The 18,521-nt window shown below is 71.7% G+C and carries 12 protein-coding genes; 5 read left to right on the top strand and 7 right to left on the bottom strand.

What is annotated here, in order from left to right; all coding sequences use genetic code 11:
* Positions 1-10: 10 nt before the first annotated feature.
* Both ACTMTF_RS18980 and ACTMTF_RS18975 read left to right on the top strand, forming a co-directional pair.
* On the top strand, positions 11-343 hold the full coding sequence (locus ACTMTF_RS18980) for a hypothetical protein (RefSeq protein ID WP_441111876.1): 333 nt from the start codon (positions 11-13) through the stop codon (positions 341-343).
* Positions 340-1,428, top strand: coding sequence for a transglycosylase SLT domain-containing protein (locus ACTMTF_RS18975; protein ID WP_441111875.1), 1,089 nt, complete (start codon positions 340-342; stop codon positions 1,426-1,428). The genes ACTMTF_RS18980 and ACTMTF_RS18975 overlap by 4 nt, the downstream gene beginning before the upstream one ends.
* A gap of 37 nt (positions 1,429-1,465) precedes the next feature.
* On the opposite strand, the gene ACTMTF_RS18970 is transcribed toward ACTMTF_RS18975, so the two are convergent.
* The 3 genes from ACTMTF_RS18970 to ACTMTF_RS18960 form a co-directional block, all read right to left on the bottom strand.
* On the bottom strand, positions 1,466-3,718 hold the full coding sequence (locus ACTMTF_RS18970; protein WP_441111874.1) for a protein kinase domain-containing protein: 2,253 nt from the start codon (positions 3,716-3,718) through the stop codon (positions 1,466-1,468).
* A gap of 140 nt (positions 3,719-3,858) precedes the next feature.
* Positions 3,859-4,995, bottom strand: coding sequence for a S8 family serine peptidase (locus ACTMTF_RS18965; RefSeq protein ID WP_441111873.1), 1,137 nt, complete (start codon positions 4,993-4,995; stop codon positions 3,859-3,861).
* Between the two features lie 63 nt (positions 4,996-5,058).
* Positions 5,059-5,331, bottom strand: a complete 273-nt coding sequence (locus tag ACTMTF_RS18960; RefSeq protein WP_441111872.1) for a WXG100 family type VII secretion target — start codon at positions 5,329-5,331, stop codon at positions 5,059-5,061.
* 180 nt (positions 5,332-5,511) lie between these two features.
* Between ACTMTF_RS18960 and ACTMTF_RS18955 the strand changes: the two genes are divergently transcribed.
* The 3 genes from ACTMTF_RS18955 to ACTMTF_RS18945 all read left to right on the top strand — a co-directional run bounded on the left by ACTMTF_RS18955 (position 5,512) and on the right by ACTMTF_RS18945 (position 10,497).
* Entirely contained in the window at positions 5,512-7,266 is a 1,755-nt protein-coding gene (locus tag ACTMTF_RS18955; RefSeq protein WP_441112140.1) for an acetyl/propionyl/methylcrotonyl-CoA carboxylase subunit alpha, read from the top strand.
* A 378-nt stretch (positions 7,267-7,644) separates the two neighbouring features.
* Positions 7,645-8,892, top strand: coding sequence for a hypothetical protein (locus ACTMTF_RS18950; RefSeq protein ID WP_397008249.1), 1,248 nt, complete (start codon positions 7,645-7,647; stop codon positions 8,890-8,892).
* A 141-nt stretch (positions 8,893-9,033) separates the two neighbouring features.
* The gene (locus tag ACTMTF_RS18945; protein WP_441111871.1) at positions 9,034-10,497 is read left to right on the top strand and encodes a serine hydrolase domain-containing protein; all 1,464 of its coding nucleotides are present in this window, start codon (positions 9,034-9,036) and stop codon (positions 10,495-10,497) included.
* Positions 10,498-10,505: 8 nt separating this feature from the next.
* On the opposite strand, the gene ACTMTF_RS18940 is transcribed toward ACTMTF_RS18945, so the two are convergent.
* The 4 genes from ACTMTF_RS18940 to ACTMTF_RS18925 all read right to left on the bottom strand — a co-directional run bounded on the left by ACTMTF_RS18940 (position 10,506) and on the right by ACTMTF_RS18925 (position 18,519).
* On the bottom strand, positions 10,506-11,510 hold the full coding sequence (locus tag ACTMTF_RS18940) for a LacI family DNA-binding transcriptional regulator (RefSeq protein ID WP_397008245.1): 1,005 nt from the start codon (positions 11,508-11,510) through the stop codon (positions 10,506-10,508).
* A complete protein-coding gene (locus tag ACTMTF_RS18935) occupies positions 11,507-14,269 on the bottom strand; it encodes a glycoside hydrolase family 3 C-terminal domain-containing protein (RefSeq protein ID WP_441112139.1) in 2,763 nt (920 codons plus the stop codon). Before ACTMTF_RS18935 ends, ACTMTF_RS18940 begins: the two co-directional genes overlap by 4 nt.
* 104 nt (positions 14,270-14,373) lie before the next feature.
* Positions 14,374-15,579, bottom strand: a complete 1,206-nt coding sequence (locus ACTMTF_RS18930; RefSeq protein ID WP_441111870.1) for an ROK family protein — start codon at positions 15,577-15,579, stop codon at positions 14,374-14,376.
* Positions 15,580-15,633: 54 nt separating this feature from the next.
* A complete protein-coding gene (locus ACTMTF_RS18925) occupies positions 15,634-18,519 on the bottom strand; it encodes a glycoside hydrolase family 3 C-terminal domain-containing protein (protein WP_441111869.1) in 2,886 nt (961 codons plus the stop codon).
* Positions 18,520-18,521: the final 2 nt, after the last annotated feature.

Below are 18,521 nucleotides of genomic sequence, written 5' to 3'. Positions count from 1 at the left end.
GACGGCTGCCATGGCGGACCTTGACATTCACCTCTCGGCGCTGGACAAGTGCCGAACGGCCATCCGCACGGCCGCCGGCCAGTACAAGGACACGCTGCGCGAGGGCAATCCCGGCAAGCTCACCTACGACGAGGGGGACGAGTTGCGCAACAACCGCGCCCCGGTCAGCGCCGACGCCTTCGGCGACCTGACCGACTCGGGCACCTTGGCCGGGACGGCCGACACCGTCTGGACCACCGTGTTCAGGGAGATGGACGAGGCCCGCAGGAAGCTCGCCGGGGCTGAACACGGCATGAGCAGCGTGGAGGAGAACATCCGCGCGGCCCACAAGGCGACCTCGTGAGCGTTGCCCACCTGCCGGGCGGCGAGAAGCTCGACGCGATGCTGAAGAAGGTCACCGGCGACCCGGGAAAGATCGACGGCATCGCGACGGCCTGGCGGATCCTGGCGAGCGACATCGGCGAGTTCGCCGGGGCGCTGAGCTTCGCCGTCACCGGGGTGGACGAGGCCTGGCAGGGCCGCTCGGCGGACCAGTTCGACACCTACATGCGCAAGTACGGCACCGCAGCCGGGCACCTGAAGGCGGCCCTGGCCAACTCCGCCGCCTCGCTCGACGCCGCCGCCACCGCGCTGCGCTCGGCCCGGACCGACATCGGCGCCATCAGCCGGGACCTGGCCGGCAGCGCGGCCTCCTACCGGACCCGGTTCCTGGCCGGCGACCCCGACGCCACCGAGGAGGACATCCGGCCAGGGCTGACCAAGCTGGTCAACCAGGCGATCAAGGACGCCCAGCCGCATGTGGACGCCGCCGACAAGGCCGTGACCAAGGCGAAGACGGACATCAACGGGTTCCTCGACGATCGCGAGCTGCTCTTCCGCGCGATTCCCGAGGTGTCCACCCAGCAGTTCACGCCCGCGAAGGGCAGGAAGCTCGACTGGGAGCGCGATCCCGATTATCAGCAGGATGGCCGCACCTCGTCGCAGAGCCACAGCGGCAATGGCGCCACATCCGGCGGCTCCGACGCCGGCCTCGGCCCCAGCGGCCCGCCCCCGGCAGGCAGCAGGCCCGCGGCCACCGGGCAGGTCAAGGAGTGGATCGAGCAGGCCATGGAGATCCTGAGACAGCACGGCGTACCGGACTCGAAGATGAACCCGGCCGACATCGCCGCGATCATCCTGCACGAGTCCACGAACGACCCGTACGCGATCAACCTCGAGGACTCCAACGCCGCCGCCGGCACGCCCTCCAAGGGGCTGATGCAGACCATCGACCCGACCTTCGACAGCTACAAGCTGCCCGGGCACGACGACATCTACGACCCGGTGGACAACATCATCGCCGGAGTGCGCTACGCCATCAGCCGCTACGGCTCGGTCTCCAACGTGCCGGGCCTCAACAACGGCAACGGCGGCTACATCGGATACTGATCGGCGAGCCCGGACCGGGCTCGCCGATCAGCTGCCGTCAGCTGCCGCAGCTGGCCCATCCGGCGCTGGTGCTGACGGGGCCGACACTGCCCGAGAAGCGCACGCACTTGCCCCTGGCGGGCAGCTTGACCGGTCCCGCGTAGAACTCGTAGCTGCCCCTGTCGGTCTTGCTGCTGCCGCCCTGCACCTCCAGCGTGGCACTCACCGGCGTCCTCTCACCCACGTGCGTGTTCTTCATGGTGACCACGCAGTTCTGGCCGGCGCGGTCGTTCCACAGCTGGTACGTCACGCCGCCGACGAACGGCTGGGCACGCTGGATGCGGAAACCGGAGCCGCACACCTGCACGGGCTTGTAGGGGTTCTTCATCTGCGTCAAAGGAGGCGCGGTCGTCTTGGGAACCGGCTGCGGCTTGACCTCCGTCTTCGTCGGGGTCGGCTGCGCCGGTGTCTTGGTGGGCTGCACTGTCTTGGTGACGGTAGCGGCGGGCTTACGCGGCCGCTCGGTAGCGGTCGGCTGCCTGCTGGCCGTCTTGGTGACCGTCGGCTGGGGCACCACGACCGGCTGCGTGGGGATCGCCGCCGGGGTGGTGGGCGCGCTGGTCAGATCCGGTATCTGCCCCGTGGGCGAGTCCGACGGCCACTCGGTGGGCAACACCAGAGGGCCCACACCGGACTCGTCCGGGGACGTCGTGGCGGCCCAGGGCGGGGTGACCTCGGTCTGCGGGGTCTCGCCCATCGGGACGGAGTCCTGCGGGTCGAGGGTCACCTCGGCCGAGGCCGACTCCTTGTCCGCCCCCACTCCCGCCTTCGCCACCGAGGCGGTGTTGACCTGCTGGAACTGGACGTACTCACTGGCGCCCCACAGGCCCACGCCGGACAGCAGCGCGACCACGCCCACCCCGGCGATCAGCGCCACGGGGAAGCCCCGGCGCGGCTTCTGCGCGGACTGCTTGTCCGGCATCGCCTCAAGGCGGATCTGGTACGGCGGCTGCTGCTGTTCCTGGTGTTGCTGCTGCTGCCGGCCGGGATCCGGCGGCCCCCACATCGGCTCCTCCGGCTGCTGCGGCACCGCCATCCCCTGCATCGGCGGCCCCTGTACGGCCGGCCCCTGCATGGGCGGTATGGCCGGTCCCTGCAGAGGCGCTCCCTCGACGAGCGGCCCTTGCAGGGGAGGCCCCTGCAACATGGGCGGGCCCTGCACAGGCGGGCCCTGCACAGGCGGGCCCTGCACAGGCGGGCCCTGCACAGGCGGGCCCTGCACAGGCGGGCCCTGCAACATGGGCGGGCCAACCTGCACAGGCGGGCCTTGAGCCGGTGGGCCCTGCATGGGCGAGCCCTGGGGTGGGGGGCCATGCATGGGCGGGCCCTGCAACATGGGCGGGCCCTGGGTCCAGGAGCTCTGGGGTGGCACCATCGGCGCCGGGCCGATCGCGTCGGGGACCGGGGCCGCCAGGGCGGGACGGTCGCCGAGGAAGCCCTGCGGAGGCCCGCCCTGGATGGGCACGCCCTCGATGACCGTCTGGGCGGCGGCCGGCGGCGGCGCGGCCGGGCCCGTGTCGCCGAGCACCTGCATGAGGGCGCTGTAGACGGTGGGCCGCTGCGAGGTCTCCTTGGCCAGCGCCGACAGCAGCACGCCGCGCATCGGCTCGGCCTCGACGTCCACCTCGGGCTCGCCGTTCAGCACCGCGTCCCGGTCGGCGAACGGTGCCTTGCCGGTGCCCGCGAAGGTGATCGTGGCAGCCCAGGCGAAGACGTCCGCGTACGGGCCGTACTGAAGGCCGTGGAGCTGCTCGGGAGCCTGGAAGGCGACCCCGCCGACGGGGTCGCCGATCGCGGCGTCGGTCACGCGGGGGCCGTCGGCGCCGAGGATGACGTTGTGCGGGGTGAGCGCCCGGTGCGACAGGCCCGTGAGGTGGATCGCCGAGAGGGCGGTGAGCACGCCGACCGCCACCCGTTCGAGCGCGTCCCCGCTCAGCGGGCCGTCGTCCGCCACCACCTCGGCCAGGCTCTTGCCCTCGACGTGCTCGCGGACGACGTACGGCCGGTCGCCCAGATATCCGGCGTCGACCACCCTGGCCACGTAGGAGCTGGAGATCCGCTGGGCGTCCAGCTGCGGGACCGGCGCGTCGGCGGCGCGGTCGGGGTCGGGCGGGAGCAGCTTGATGGCGCGGACGGGCGCGTCGTCCGATTCGCGCCCCAGGAAGATGTCTCCACGCGGCCCCTCCGCGAGTAGGCCGACAATCCCGAAGTCGCCGATCCGCTCCGGATCCCCAGGCCGCAAGGGGTGCATGCCAAACCTCTCCACAGAAAGCAATAATCAGTCACATTCAACCAGATCTGTCACATAAGCCACGGGAGTTTCCCGGTTGAATCCGACACTTCACTGTTCTGTTTCCTCGCGGACGCAGTGAGGCGTGAGTGGGTCTGATTTCAGTCGTTACGGCCGGCCCGCCATCCCCGGCGCCGTCCCATGGGGATCACCGCGCGGGCGACCGCCACGAGCAGCGCCAGACCCAGCCCGCACCCCGCGATGATCATCGCCAGCCGGATCCCGTCGTGATCCACGGGCGGCGCCAGGGTCACCGCGCTCGCCGGGAGCGGGCTGACCGGAGGCGGCGCGACCACGGGGGCGTTGGCCGGCTCGAACGGCAGGATCGCGCTGACCGCGAGCATCGGGTTGACCATCCCCTCCTTCCCCCCGCTCGCGGCGGCGTCGGCGGTGTCGACGATGCGCCGCAGGACCTGGGCCTGGTCCAGGGACGGGAAGCGGGCCCGCACGAGCGCGGCCACCCCGGCCACGTAGGGGGCGGCGTAACTGGTGCCCCTGAGCTCCTTGAAGTAGGAGCGGCCCGGCCAGGTGGAGGTGATCCCCTGCCCGGGGCCGAGCACGGCGACGGGCGTCTTGTCGTTGGAGAAGGTGGACAGGCGGCCGTTCGGCCCGGCCGCGCCCACCGCCAGCACCCCTTCGTAGGAGGCGGGGTAGTCGGGGATGGGGGTGCCGTCCTCCTTCTTGATGTTGCCTGCCGCGGCCACGATCAGCGCGTCCTTGGCCATCGCGTACGCCACGGCCTCCCGCAGCGCCGGCTGGTCGGAGGTCGACACCGACACGTTGATGACCTTGGCGCCCTCGTCGGCGGCGGACTTGATGGCCCGCACCAGCAGGTCCGGGTCGCCGTCGCGCTCGGAGTTGGTCTGCTTGTAGACCAGCAGCCTGGCCTCCGGCGCCATGCCGTAGAACGGCACGCCCTTGAGGTATCTGCCGCCGATGATGCCCGCCACGGCGGTCCCGTGCCCGATGCAGTCACGGATGCCGGTGCGGGTGAGATCGGCCTTGCCCGCCACGCGGAGCTGCGGATGGGTCAGGTCGACGCCGCTGTCGATGATCGCCACCGACACGCCCGCGCCGGTCGACAGCGACCAGACGCGCTTGGGGTCGAGCCGCTGCTGTGCCCACGACTCGCCGACCTGCATGCTGCCCCGGGGCGGCTGACACTTCTCAGGAGCGATCGCGGGTGCGAGCGGGAGTTGCAGCCCCAGCAGGCCTGCCAGGAAGGCATGACTGATCATGCCGGAACAGCGTAGTACCGGTCACACGGAAGCCCCGGCCCGGACCGGGGCTTCGCGGGAGAGTCAGCGGGTCGCGGACTCGATGTTGCCTTTGTAGGTGTTGATGACGCGTGCGGCCTCGGTGAGCTCTTCGGACATGCGCGAGAAAGCGGTCCGGTAGTTCTGCCAGGCGCCCTGGAACTTCACCGCCCCCGGGCCGGTCCAGGCAGTGCCGACCTTGGACGCCTCGCGGTCCAGCGCCGCCACCGTGGCGCGCACGGCCTCCGACTGCTGGGTGAACTGGGCGGCCATGGCCTGCATTTCTCCGGGATCGCCACCGAGCATGCTCTGACTCATGCGTACCTCCTGGATCGACGTGAAAGCGCCCTCACACTAAACGCGCCACTTGTCCATCGCCTCCGTTAATGCCGAGCGGCTATGGTCTTCCGGTGCACACGCCTGCCTGGGCCGCTGAATCGCAGGCGAAAGCCAGCACTTACACTCCGTTGAGTGCTCGCCGAGGAAGGACGGACGCCGGTGCAGAAGGTATTGATCGCCAACCGTGGAGAGATCGCCGTGCGGGTGGCCCGCGCGTGCCAGGACACCGGAATCACCAGCGTGGCCGTCTACGCCGACCAGGACCTGGACTCCCTGCACGTCAGAGTGGCCGACGAGGCCTACTCCCTGGACGGGCAGTCCCCCGCTGAGACCTATCTCGACATCGCCAAGCTGCTGCGGATCGCCGAGCGCTCCGGCGCGGACGCCGTGCACCCCGGCTACGGCTTCCTGGCCGAGAACGCGAGCTTCGCGCAGGCCGTCATCGACGCGGGCCTGACCTGGATAGGGCCGCCGCCCGCCGCCATCGCCGCGCTCGGTGACAAGGTGCGGGCCAGGCACATCGCCCAGAAGGTGGGAGCGCCGCTGGTCGCGGGCACCAAGGACCCGGTCTCCGGAGCCGCCGAGGTGGTCGCCTTCGCCGAGGAGCACGGGCTGCCGATCGCCATCAAGGCGGCTTACGGCGGCGGCGGGCGCGGCATCAAGGTGGCGCGCGAGCTCCACGAGGTCGCCGAGCTGTACGACTCCGCCGTGCGCGAGGCCGTGGCCGCCTTCGGCCGGGGCGAGTGCTTCGTGGAGCGCTATCTCGACCGGCCGCGCCACGTCGAGACCCAGTGCCTGGCCGACCGGCACGGCGACGTGGTCGTGGTCAGCACCCGCGACTGCTCGCTGCAGCGCCGCCACCAGAAGCTGGTGGAGGAGGCGCCCGCCCCCTTCCTGTCCCAGGAACAGCTCGACATCCTCTACGACAGCTCCAAGGCGATCCTGCGCGAGGCCGGCTACGTCGGCGCGGGCACCTGCGAGTTCCTCGTCGGTCAGGACGGCACGATCTCCTTCCTGGAGGTCAACACCCGCCTGCAGGTCGAGCACCCGGTGTCGGAGGAGGTCACCGGGATCGACCTGGTGCGCGAGATGTTCAGGATCGCGGACGGCGAGGCGCTCGGCTACGGCGACCCGGAGACGCGCGGCCACTCGATCGAGTTCCGGATCAACGCCGAGGACGCCGGCCGGGGCTTCCTGCCCGCGCCCGGCACGCTCACCGTGATGCGCCCGCCGTCGGGCCCCGGCGTGCGGCTCGACGCCGGTTACGAAGCCGGGATGACGGTGCCGCAGACGTTCGACTCGCTGGTGGCCAAGCTGATCGTGACGGGCCGGACCCGGCGGGAGGCGCTGGAGCGCGCGCGCCGGGCGCTGGCCGAGTTCGAGATCGACGGCATGCCGACCGTGCTGCCGTTCCACCGCGCGGTCGTGTCGGACCCGGCCTTCACCGCCGAGCCGTTCGCCGTCCACACCCGGTGGATCGAGACCGAGTTCGACAACACCATCGAGCCCTACTCCGGTGACGTGCAGGCGGCAGTGTCCGGTCACGGGCCCGAGGCGCGGGAGAGGATCACGGTCGAGGTGGGCGGCAGGCGCCTGGAGGTGGTGCTGCCGGCCGGTCTCGGCACGGCCACGGCTACGCCCTCGGCGAACAAACCCCGGCGTGCCAAGGGCGGTGCGAAGAAGACCGCCGCGAGCGGCGACTCGCTGGTCACCCCCATGCAGGGCACCATCGTCAAGGTCGTCGCCGGCGACGGCGACACGGTGGCCGAGGGTGACACGGTCGTCGTGCTGGAGGCCATGAAGATGGAGCAGCCGCTGGCCGCCCACAAGTCGGGCACCATCACCGGGCTCGACGCGGCCGTCGGGCAGACCGTCACCTCCGGCGCCACGATCTGTGAGATCAAGGACGCCTGACACAGCCCGAGAGGCCCGGCACGCCCTGAGATCACGGACGCCTGACACAGTCCGAGAAAGCCCGGCACATCGTGAGGTCACGGACGCCTGACACGTCCATGCCGGGCCAGATCGACGGCAAAGGTTCCGGGGTCCCGACGACGGCGGCGTCAGGATCCCCGAGACGCCGCGCGCCTGGACGGCCCGGGACGGGTAACGTGCGCAGTGAGGAACTTTGCCGACCGCCCGTTCGTCCTCATGGGCGAAGGAGGCTTGCTGCCAATGAGACATCCGCTGCGCCGAGCAGGGGCCGCAGTAGCGGCTCTGATCGCCGGTCTACTCGTCATCCTTGCGCTTTCCCCTGCCGCCAACGCGGCGGCACCCCCGGACGCTGAGTCCGTGGTGTCCCATTTCAAGGACAAGAAGGACCCTCTCTTTGTGGCACCCGGCTCCACCCTGAGCTCGGACGATCAGTCGCAGATCCGGGATGCGCTCAAGGCGTCCAAGAGCGACATCTATGTGGCCGCGCTGCCTGACGGCACGGTGACCGACCCGGCGACCTATGTCCGCGGTGTCGGCACCGAGCTCCAGGAGGCGAAGGCCGCCTCGTCCGGTGGCCAGTGGACCCTGGTGGTGCTCGACGGTCCGTCCATGTTCGCGACGTCCAACTTCGGCCGCCCCGGCATGACCGACCAGCTCTCCAAGCTCTCCGTGCGCAACAACGACAACGTCGTGGCGGGCATGGACGACTTCATCAAGCGGGTCAACTACATGGCCGAGGGCCGCACCCGCTCCGCGCTCGACTCCGGCCCGGTGGGCGGCAGCGGCGGCGGCACCGGCATCCTGGTGACGCTGGGCGTGCTCGCGCTGGCCGGCGGTGGCGGCTACTTCCTCTACTCCCGTAACAGGAAGAAGAAGCAGGCCATCCAGGACGCCAAGGACCTGGCCGCGGTCAAGCAGACCGTCGAGGAGGACGTCACCAAGTTCGGTGAGGAGATCACCGCGCTCGACACCGACGTCATGCTCGAAGGCGAGGGTGGCCGGCACATCGACGAGTGGCAGAAGGCCCTCGACGCCTACGAGAAGGCCAAGACGCAGCTCAACGCGGTCGAGCGGGCCGACCAGGTGCGCGAGGTGACCGGGACGCTGGAGGACGGCCGCTACTCCCTGGCCGTGGTGAAGGCCAGGGTCAACAAGCAGCCGGTGCCCGAGCGGCTCGCGCCCTGCTTCTTCAACCCGCAGCACGGCCCGTCGGTGCGCAACGTGCGCTGGGCGCCGCAGGGTGGCGTGGCGCGTGACGTGCCCGCCTGCTCGGCCGACGCCGAGGCCGTGGAGCGTGGCTTCGACCCGCAGATGCGCGAGGTCATGGTCAACGGCGAGCGCCGTCCCTACTACGACGCGGGCCCCGCCTACCAGCCGTACGCCTACGGCTACTACGGCGGCTTCGGCGACGTCATGACCGGCATGTTCATCGGCACCATGATGGGCAGCATGATGATGGGCGGCATGATGGGCGGCTTCGGCGGCGGCTACGGCGGCGACATGGGCGCCGGTGACTTCGGCGGCGGCGGCGACTTCGGCGGCGGCGGCGGCGACTGGGGCGGCGGCGACTTCGGTGGTGGAGACTTCGGCGGCGGCGACTGGTAGTCCTGTCTGACCGTTTCTCACGGTAAGGGGCGCGTTCCTTCGGGGACGCGCCCTTCGCCGTTTCAGGGCAGGTGCCGGGGCAGGTCTCCGAGCATGGCCAGAGACGCTCAACCAACTCCGAAATTACGTATTATCGGAAATATGAAGGTCCTCGCCCTGCTGTCCGGCCTGATCACCGCCCTCCTCGCCCTGTTCATCGCCCCCACCCCGCCCACGCTGGGTCCCTGGACGACCGGCGACCCAGCGCTGGCCGAGCGGGTACGGCAGGCGGCCGGGGCGAAGGGATACCGCGGCCTGTCGGTGGCCGTGATCGACGACGGCCGCATCACGCACGCGGGCGTCGGCGACGGCGGCGGGCCCGATCCCCGGCCCGTGGGCCCCGAGACGGCCTACGAGCTGGGCTCCATCTCCAAAGCGACGACCGGGATGTTGCTGGCCGACCTGGCCGCCGACGGCCTGTCCCCCGACACCCCGCTCCGCGAGCTGCTGCCGCGAGTGAAGTTCTCCGACCCGGCCGTGGGCGCGATCACCCTGGCCGAGCTCTCCTCGCACCGGTCGGGCCTGCCCCGGCTGCGGATGACGCCGATGACGTTCGCCCGGTCGTACGTCGCGACCCTCACCGGCGGCGATCCGTACGGCGCGCAGGGCCCGCAGTCGGTGCTGGACGACCTGGCGGCCGTCAGCGCGCAGGAGCGCGGCCCGGTACGTGGCACGGTGCGCTACTCCAACCTCGGCGCGGCCGTGCTCGGCCTGGCGCTGGCCGAGCACGCGGGCACCGACTACGAGAGCCTGCTGCGCGCCCGGATCCTCACCCCGCTCGGCATGGACTCGACCGTGGTCCTGGCCCCGCAGGACCCGCTGCCCGCCGGGCACGCCACCGGCCAGGACGAGAACGGGCGGCCCATGGATCCGTGGCGGGACCACGGCTCGGCGGGCGCGGGCGGCGCCGTCTGGTCCACCAGCGGCGACATCGCCAAGCTGGTCAAGGCCGTCATGGACGGCACGGCTCCCGGCGCGGACGCCGCGACCCCGCGCTTCACCGAGAAGCCGGACCGCCGGATCGGCTACGGCTGGTTCACCACCCGGCACGGCGAGCGCGACATCACCTGGCACAACGGCGCGACCGGCGGTTTCAGCACATACGCGGCCTTCGACAGGGCGAGCGGGCGCGGCGTGGTGGTCATGGGCAACACCAGCAAGCCGGTCCAGGGCATCGGCCTGCGCCTGCTCGGCGTCGGCACGCCCGGGGGCGACGAAGGGCCGCCGGTCCAGTCGCTGGCGTTCGCGCTCCTGTTCTCCTTCGCGGGCCTCGGCCTGCTGGTCTCCGCGTTCCGCAATCCCACGCTGGATCGCCTGTCGGTGACGGGCCGGTTCCTGTGGGCGGTCCTGTTCCTCTGGCTGGCGTACGGGACCGGTGGCTGGTCGTTCGTCCCGCCGCTCGTCTGGGCGCTCGGCGCGGGCGTCCTGGCGGCGGGCGCCGCCGCGGCGCTGACCCGCTGGCGCGCCATGCCGGTGAGCGGCGGGCCGCTGACATGGCGGTCCTGGCCGGGTCCGGCACTCCCGGCCGTCCTCCTGATCGCCTTCGGCCTCGCCACCGCCCTTTGACCTGCTCCTCAGGTGCTGGCGCGCAGGACGAGGTGCGGGGTGAGCAGGGTGGACATGGGCACGACCTTGCCCGCGAGCTTGTCCATGACCAGCCGGACGGCCTCCCGGCCGACCTCCTCCGCCGGGATGAGCACGGAGGTGAGCGGCGGGCTGGCCCGCTCGGCGACGTCGTCCGGGCAGATCGCCACGACGGCCACATCCTGCGGCACCCGCCTGCCGAGCTGGCGGAGCGCGCTGAGGACATGGCCGACGGCGGCCTCGTTGTGCACGACCAGCCCGGAGAGCCCCGGCCGGTCACGCAGGAGATCGCCGACGGTCTCGTACACCTCGTCGAACGTCTCCTCGCACGGCAGCGCCACCCCGCTGACCCCGTGGCCGGCCAGCGCGGCGACGAACCCCTCCCTGGTGCGGCGGGCGAAGCCGGTGCCGCGCTCGTAGACCACCGCGGGGGCGCCCAGCAGCGCGATCGTGTCGTGGCCGCGCTCGGCCAGATGCGCGACGCACTGCGCGCCGGAGGCGGCGAAGTCGAGGTCGACGCAGGTGAGCCCGGCGGGCTCGGCGGGGAAGCCGATGAGCACGCTGGGCTCGGCCAGGTCGCGCAGCAGCGGCACCCTGCGGTCGTCGAGCTCGACGTCCATGAGGACGAACGCGTCGACGAGCGCGCTGGCGGCCACCCGCCGGATCCCGTCGGTGCCCTCGTCGGCGGTCAGCAGGAGCACGTCGTGGTCGAAGGTGCGGGCGGCGGTGACCACCGCGCTGGCGAAGCGCATCAGCACCGGCACGTGCATGCCCGCGCGCAGCGGCAGCACCAGCGCGATCACGTTGGAGCGCTTGCTGGCCAGCGCCCGCGCGCCCGCGTGGGGGTGGTAGCCGAGCGTGCTGATGCTGTCGAGCACCCGCCGCCGGGTGTCGGCGGAGATGGTCCGCTTGCCGCTGAGCACGTAGGAGACGGTGCTGACCGCCACGCCCGCGTGCTTGGCGACCTCCGCGATGGTGACCGAGCGCCCGCTCAAGCGCCGGCTCCGAGGTCGAGCTGGGTCAGCGTCACGCCCTCATTCTCGAACACGACATAGAGATCGTGCACACCCGGCTCCCCCGCGAGGCGGGCGGCCAGGGTCCGCAGGTCGTAGCGTTCGGTGCGGGGCACCGGGAAGGTGGCCAGCGGCCGGCCGTAGAGCGGGTCCCCGAGCCGGAGCGTGATCATGCCGCCTTCGGCGCCACCCGCCACCGCCCGGCAGGAGGCCGCACCGGTGAGATCGACCTGCCGGAACAGGATCCAGGCCCCCTCGGCCTCCGCGCGCACGGCCTCGCCGCTCTCGCGGGCGGCGTCGACGAACGTGATCGCGTCGTACTCGTCGTGGTCCACGGCGCGCAGCAGGCCCTCGCGCGGCGGGATGGTCTCCCCCTCGACCTCGAACCGGGCGCTGAGCCGCAGGTCGGTGGCGCTGCGGCCGACCATGAGCCGGTGCGGGGCGCTCTCCACGACGAACCGGCTCCTGGTCACGTCCCAGAAGGCCAGCTCGCTCACCGGCAGGGTGAGGCGCGCGGTGCCGCTCTCGCCGGGCGCGAGCCGCAGCCGGTCGAAGCCGCGCAGCCGGCGCAGCGGTTGCTTGACGCGCGAGCGCTGCTGGTGGGTGTAGAACTGCACGACCTCCACGCCCTCGCGGGCCCCGGTGTTGGTGACCGTGACCTCGGCGGTGAGCTCGCCGCCCGAGAGCCGTACGCGCAGGTCCGCGTAGCCGAAGGTGGTGTAGCTGAGCCCGTGGCCGAAGGGGTGGCGCGGGGTGCCGCGGAAGTAGAGGTAGGTGGCGTCGGCGGTGATGATGTCGTAGTCCAGCAGGTCGGGCAGCTCCTGCGCGGAGCGGTACCACGTCTGGGTGAGCCGCCCCTGCGGGTCGGCGTCGCCGAACAGCACGTCCGCCAGCGCGTGCCCGTACTCCTGCCCGCCGTGCGCGGACCACAGCACGGCCGGCGGGCCGGCGCTCGTCCAGGTGAGCGGGCAACCGCTGCTGACCACCATGACCGTACGGGGGTTCGCGGCGTGCACGGCCTGGACCACGGCGTCCTGGGCGGGGGCGAGCGCGAGGGTGCTGCGGTCCTCCGTCTCGCGGCCGTTGACCAGGGGGTGGTCACCCACCACCACGACCGCCGCGTCGGCCGTGGCGGCGAGCTCGGCGGCCTGCTCGGCGCCGTTCCTGACGACGTCCATGACCAGCCAGAGCGCCTGGTCGGCGTCGTCGACCAGGCGCAGCGTGCCGTCGTCGCCGGCGCCGACGTAGCAGCCGGTGTGCAGGTGGCGCAGGGCGAGCGAGCCGCGCGGGCGCTCCTCCAGGCGGAACGTCTGGCGCACCTCCCAGCCGGTGGGGCCCGGCTGGTCGTTGACCACAGTCACGTCATCGACGGAGACGAAGCGGCCGGTGGCCACGGCGCGCAGCGCGTAGGCGCCGCCGCCCCAGTCGAAGACGTCGAACGTGTCGGCCGGCCCGGAGCCGAGGCTGAGCGGCCCGCCGGCCGGGTCGGCGGTGACGGGCCCGGCGTCGGCGGTCAGCGTGACCCGGTCGACACCCTCGCAGAACACGGTCTCGCACCGCTCGGCCAGCCCGGTGCGGGCGGTGACGGCGTACGGAAGCGTGCCGCTGTACCAGTCCTCCATGAGCGTGTCGCCGAGCTGGCCGATCACCGCGAGCCGGGTGACCTGGCCCAGGGGCAGCAGGCCGTCGTTGGCCAGCAGCACGAACGACTGCCGGGCCGCCCGCCTGGCCAGGTCCTGGTGTTCGGGGCAGTTGACGACCTCTTCGGTGACGTCGTCGTACGGCGTGGCGGGGTCGAACTCGCCGAGCCGGAACCTGATGGACAGCGCGTGACGCACGGCCGTGTCCACGTCGTCCTCGGTGAGCAGCCCGCGGCGCAGCGCCTCGCGCAGGTGGCCCAGCGTGGCTTCGGCGCGGTCGTCGTCCTGGGTGAAGCTGTCCAGCCCCGCCTTGACGGCGTGCGCGTACGCCTCGGCGGGGGTGTCGTGGTAGGCCTGCGCCTCGACGAGGTTGGCCGGGGCGTAGGCGTCGCTGACCACCAGGAGGTCGTCGGGCGCCCAGCCGCGCAGCACCTCGTTGATCAGCGGGCTGAGGTGTGCCGGGCGGCCGTTGACGAGGTTGTAGGAGGGCATGACCGCGACGGCGGCGCCCTGCTCGATGGCGGGCCTGAAGGCGGGCAGCTCGTACTCGTGCAGCACCCGGGGCGGCACGTTGCTGGAGGTGGCGCAGCGGTCGGTCTCGTTGTTGTAGGCGAGGAAGTGCTTGAGGGTGGGCGCGGTCCGCAGGACGTGGGGCTCGCCGCCGCGCAGCCCGGAGGCGTACGCCGTCGCCAGCAGCCCCGTCAGCCAGGGGTCCTCGGAGTAGCCCTCCTCGTTGCGGCCCCAGCGCGGGTCGCGTAACGGGTTGACGACCGGGGCCCACACGTTGCGGCCGACGCCGGTCGGGTCCTTGTGGTGGAAGGCCAGCACCTCGTCGCCGGTGGCCTCCCCCACCCGGCGCACCAGGTCCGGGTCCCAGGTCGAGGCCAGGCCGATGGCCTGCGGGAACACGGTGGCGGGGCCCAGCCAGGCCAGTCCGTGCAGCGCCTCGGTGCCGGTACGGAAGGGGCCGAGGCCGAGTCGTTCGACGGGCGCCTGGTACTGGTGGAGGAGGCCGACCTTCTCCTCCAGCGTGAGCCTGCTCGACAGGTCGGCGATCCGGTCGAGGAGGGGGGTCTCGGGGTCGCGGAAGGGTTCGTGCATGGCCATCCCTCAGAGGGTGTCGAAGCGCTTCGATGACCGGGCTGGGGCGTTACGGAGGTGTTTCGATGGGTTTCATGAAGGGTGCACGCCGCTGTGAACCTAGGTCAAGAGGTTCCGCCGGGCAATCTCCCCGAATCGACGGAGTCGAGCACCCGGGCCGCGCCCCCCAGCGCCGCCGCGTCGTACCCGAGAGTGGAGGCGACGACCTCGCAGCCGCCGGACTCCGGCGCGATGGCCCGATCGGCGACCTCGGCCCGCACCGGGGGCAGCAGCCACGGGGCGAGCGGGACGTAGTAGCCGCCCAGGATCACCACCTCGGGGTTGAGCAGGTTGGCCAGGACGGACACGCCCCTGCCCAGGTGGGTGCCGACGGCGGCGAGGGTGGCCAGGGTGGTCTCGTCCCCCGCGCGGGCGGCTCGCACCACCTCCTCGATCTCCACCTCGATCTCGGCCGGTGACGGATCCCGGCGGCGCAGCACGGCGCCGATGCCGGCCATCGCCTCCAGGCAGCCGCGCCTGCCGCAGCGGCACTCGGGGCCGTCCGGGTCGAGCTGGACGTGGCCGATCTCACCGCTGTAGCCGGCGCCGCCCCTGCGCAGCCGCCCGTCGAGGATGACGCCCGCGCCGACGCCCATCTCGCCGGTGAGATACACCAGGTCGTCGGCCCCGGAGTGGGCGCCGAAGCGCTGCTCGGCCAGCGCGCCGAGGTTGGCGTCGTTGTCGACCTGGATGGTGAAGCCGGGGTCGCGCAGCGCCTTGGCCAGGTCGCCGGCGAGGTCGGCGTCGTGCCAGCCGAGGTTGGGCGCGATGCGCACGGTGCCCCGCACGTCCACCAGGGCCGGCAGGGCGACGGCAAGGCCGAGGACCTGCCGCTCCTCCTTGACCATCCGGTTGACCACCCGCCGGATGATCGCGGCCACGGCGGCCACGCCCTGGTTGACGGACGCGCCCGCGCTGAAGGAGCGCCGCCAGGTCAGCAGCCGCTCCCCGGCCAGGTCGGTGGCGACGGCGCAGACGTAGTCGACGTTGATCTCCACGCCGATCGCGGCGTACGAGGAGCCGTCCAGGACCAGCATCGTGGCCGGACGGCCCACCCGGTTCTCCGTCAGCCCCGTCTCACGCACCATCCGGCGGTCGATGAGGTCGGCGATCAGGCTGGAGACCGTCGCCTTGTTCAGCCCTGTCGAGGAGGCGATGTCCGCTCGGGAGCACGGCGCGTGCTCCCGCACGAACCTCAGCACGACCGCCAGGTTGGTGGCCCGGACGTCCGCGATGTCGGCCGGCTGAGGGCCGGTCGTGGATGTGATCAAGATTCGCCCCGTTCCCACCGAGAAGTGCCCCCAGCATGCCGTATCCCGAGCTGGTCAGCCGGTCAGGGTGAGATCTTTGAGGCGGATGTCACCCTTGAAGACCACGTACAGGTCCCCCTTTCCCGGCTTGACCGTCGCGGTGGTGGTGGCCCAGGTGTAGACGCCGCCGGTGGCCGGGGCCTGGGCGGTGCCGAGGAGGGCGCCCGTGGGGGAGCCGCGGCGCAGCTCGATGGCGCCGCCCGCGACCGAGGCGACCCCGGCGGTGAGGTGGGCGCCGTGGACGCTGTCGGTGAAGGAGATCCAGTCGCCGTCGGACCCGGCGACCACGTCGCCGCTGACCTTGGTCTCGTCGGCGAAGGTCACACCCTCGTAGGCGTCGAAGTTCATCGCCCTGGTGGTCTTGGTGAGGTCCCTGGGCGGGATCTTCTCGCCGCCGACCCGCAGCGTGGTGCGCTGGCGGATCCGGTCGGAGGACGAGCCCACCAGGATGTCGTGGGTGGCCGGCTCGACCGCCCAGGTGTCCCTGGTGTGGTCCCACACGGCCAGGTCCGACCGCTTGAGCGGGAACGTCACGGTCGTGCTCGCGCCGGGGTCCAGCGTGACCCGCTGGAAGCCGCGCAGCTGCTTGACCGGCTGCTGGAAGCGGGAGCGGCGCTGGTGGGTGTAGAGCTGGACGACCTCCTCGCCCCTGACCTCGCCGGTGTTGGTGACCTTGACGCTGACCTGCTCGCCGCGCACCCGCAGGCCCTGGTAGCCGAAGGTGGTGTAGCTGAGGCCGTGGCCGAACGGGAAGAGCTCACGCCCCTGGTGGTACAGGTACGTCATCCCGGTCTTGGCCAGGTCGTAGTCCAGGATGCCGGACAGCCTGTCGTCGTCGGCGTACCACGTCTGGGTGAGCCGACCGGCCGGGTTGACGTCGCCGAAGAGCACGTCGGCGACGGCGTGCCCGGTCTCGGCGCCCGCGTGGGTGGTCCACAGCAGCGTCGGGGCGTCCACGATGACCGGATAGCTGGTCTCCAGCACCACGACGGTGTTCGGGTTGGCCTTGCGCACGGCCTCGATCAGCCGCTTCTGCCCGTCGCCGAGCCGCAGGTCGGGGCGGTCGTGGAACTCACGGCCGCTGACCCACGGGTGGCTGCCCACCACCACGACCGCGACCTCGGCCTTTCGGGCCTGCTCGGCCGCCGCGGCGATGCCGTCGGAGACGACCTCCTTGGCGAAGCGGGCCGCCTGTGCCTTCGGGGCCAGGCCGAGCGTGCCGTCGGCGGTCACGGTGACGTACGGGTCGGGCAGGCCGTACCAGCTCTCCACGTTCTCGAAGCCGGCGTAACGGATGAGGTGGGCGCCGTCGGACTGGCGTTCCAGCGCGAACTGCTGCTGGACGTACCAGCCGTTGGGTTCGGCGTCGTCGGTGTCGAGGGAGCGCCAGTCGCCGCCGAGCAGTTTGCCGTTGCCCGCGTTGCGGAGTGTGGAGATGCCGCTGACCCAGTCGGTCAGGTCCCACTGCGAGGCGGCCGTGGGGGTGGTGTCGGTGAGGGCGGCGTTGTCGTCCGGGCCGGTGCCGGTGGCGGTGACGTACTTGCCGGACTCGAGGTGCTTGAGCGCGACGCGCTCCAGCCCCTCGCCGGTGGTGACGCCGGGAACGCGCTCCTTGACGCCGTCGAGCGGGGTGATCTGGTACGGCATCGCGCCCCCGTACCAGTCGCTGTAGAGCTGGTCCGACAGGGGGCCGAGCACGGCCGCGGACTTCGGCGACTTCAGCGGCAGCACGCCGGAGTTCTTCAGCAGCACCGCCGCCTTGCCCGCCGTCTCGCGGTTGAGCCGCTGGTGCGCGGGGCTGTTGATCACGTCCGCGGTGATCTTCTTGTACGGCCCGCCGTCGGGGTCGAAGTGGCCCAGGCGGAAGCGGATGGACAGCGCGTGGCCGACGCCCTTGTCCACGTCGGCCTCGGTGATGAGGCCGCGGTCCAGGGCGGCGGTGAGGTTCTCGACGAGCGGGCCGTCGTCGCTGCCGTCGATGGTGAAGCTGTCCTGGCCGGACTTGAGCACGGCGGCGAACGCCTCGGGCTTGTCGTCGAAGTACTTCTCCAGGTCGGTGAGCGCGTGCGGGCCCCAGGCGTCGCTGACGTTGTAGAGCGTCTTGTCGGTCCACGACCTGACGACCTCGTTCAGGTCGGTGTTGACGTGGTTGGGGCGGCCGTTGACCAGGTTGTAGGAGGCCATCACGCCGGTCGCCGCGTTCGCCGAGATGGCCGACTTGAACGCCTGCTGGTAGTACTCGTGCTTGAGCTTGGGCGTCAGGTTGGCCGAGGTGAGGCTGCGGTCGACCTCGTTGTTGTAGGCCAGGTAGTGCTTCAGGACAGGGGCGGTCTTGAGGTAGAACGGGTCGTCGCCCTGCAGCCCCTTGCCGTACGCCGTGGCGATGGCGCCGGTCAGCAGCGGGTCCTCGGCGTAGCCCTCCTCGTTGCGGCCCGCTCGCGGGTCGCGCAGCGGGTCGACCACGGGCGCCCAGACCTGCAGGCCCCACAGGACGGGGTCGAGGGCGTTGTGGCCGCGCGTCTCGTCACCGACGGCCGTGCCGACCTGCTTGATCAGCTCCGGGTCCCAGGTGCTGGCCAGGCCGAGCGCCTGCGGGAAGACGGTGCCCCTGGCCAGCTTCTGGTTCCAGTTGTCGTTGAGGTCGTTGGACCAGCCGACGCCGTGCAGGGCCTCGGTGCCGTTCTTGTGGTACGGGATGCCGAGCCGGGGGATGGCGTCCTGCGACTGGTGCAGCAGCCCCAGCTTCTCCGGCAACGTGAGCCGGCCCAGCAGGTCGCTCACCCGCCGCTCCAGCGGCAGGGTCGGGTCGCGGAACGGCAGGTCGTCGGCGGCCCTGGCGGGGGCGGCGACCATCGAGCCCGCCAGGGTGAGCACCAGAAGTAACGGGAAATATCGGCGCATGG

This window comes from Nonomuraea sp. ZG12 (genome assembly GCF_052068115.1).
Classification (GTDB): domain Bacteria; phylum Actinomycetota; class Actinomycetes; order Streptosporangiales; family Streptosporangiaceae; genus Nonomuraea.
The sequence above is the reverse complement of the archived record's forward strand: the minus strand, read 5'-3'. Positions and strand labels throughout refer to the sequence as shown.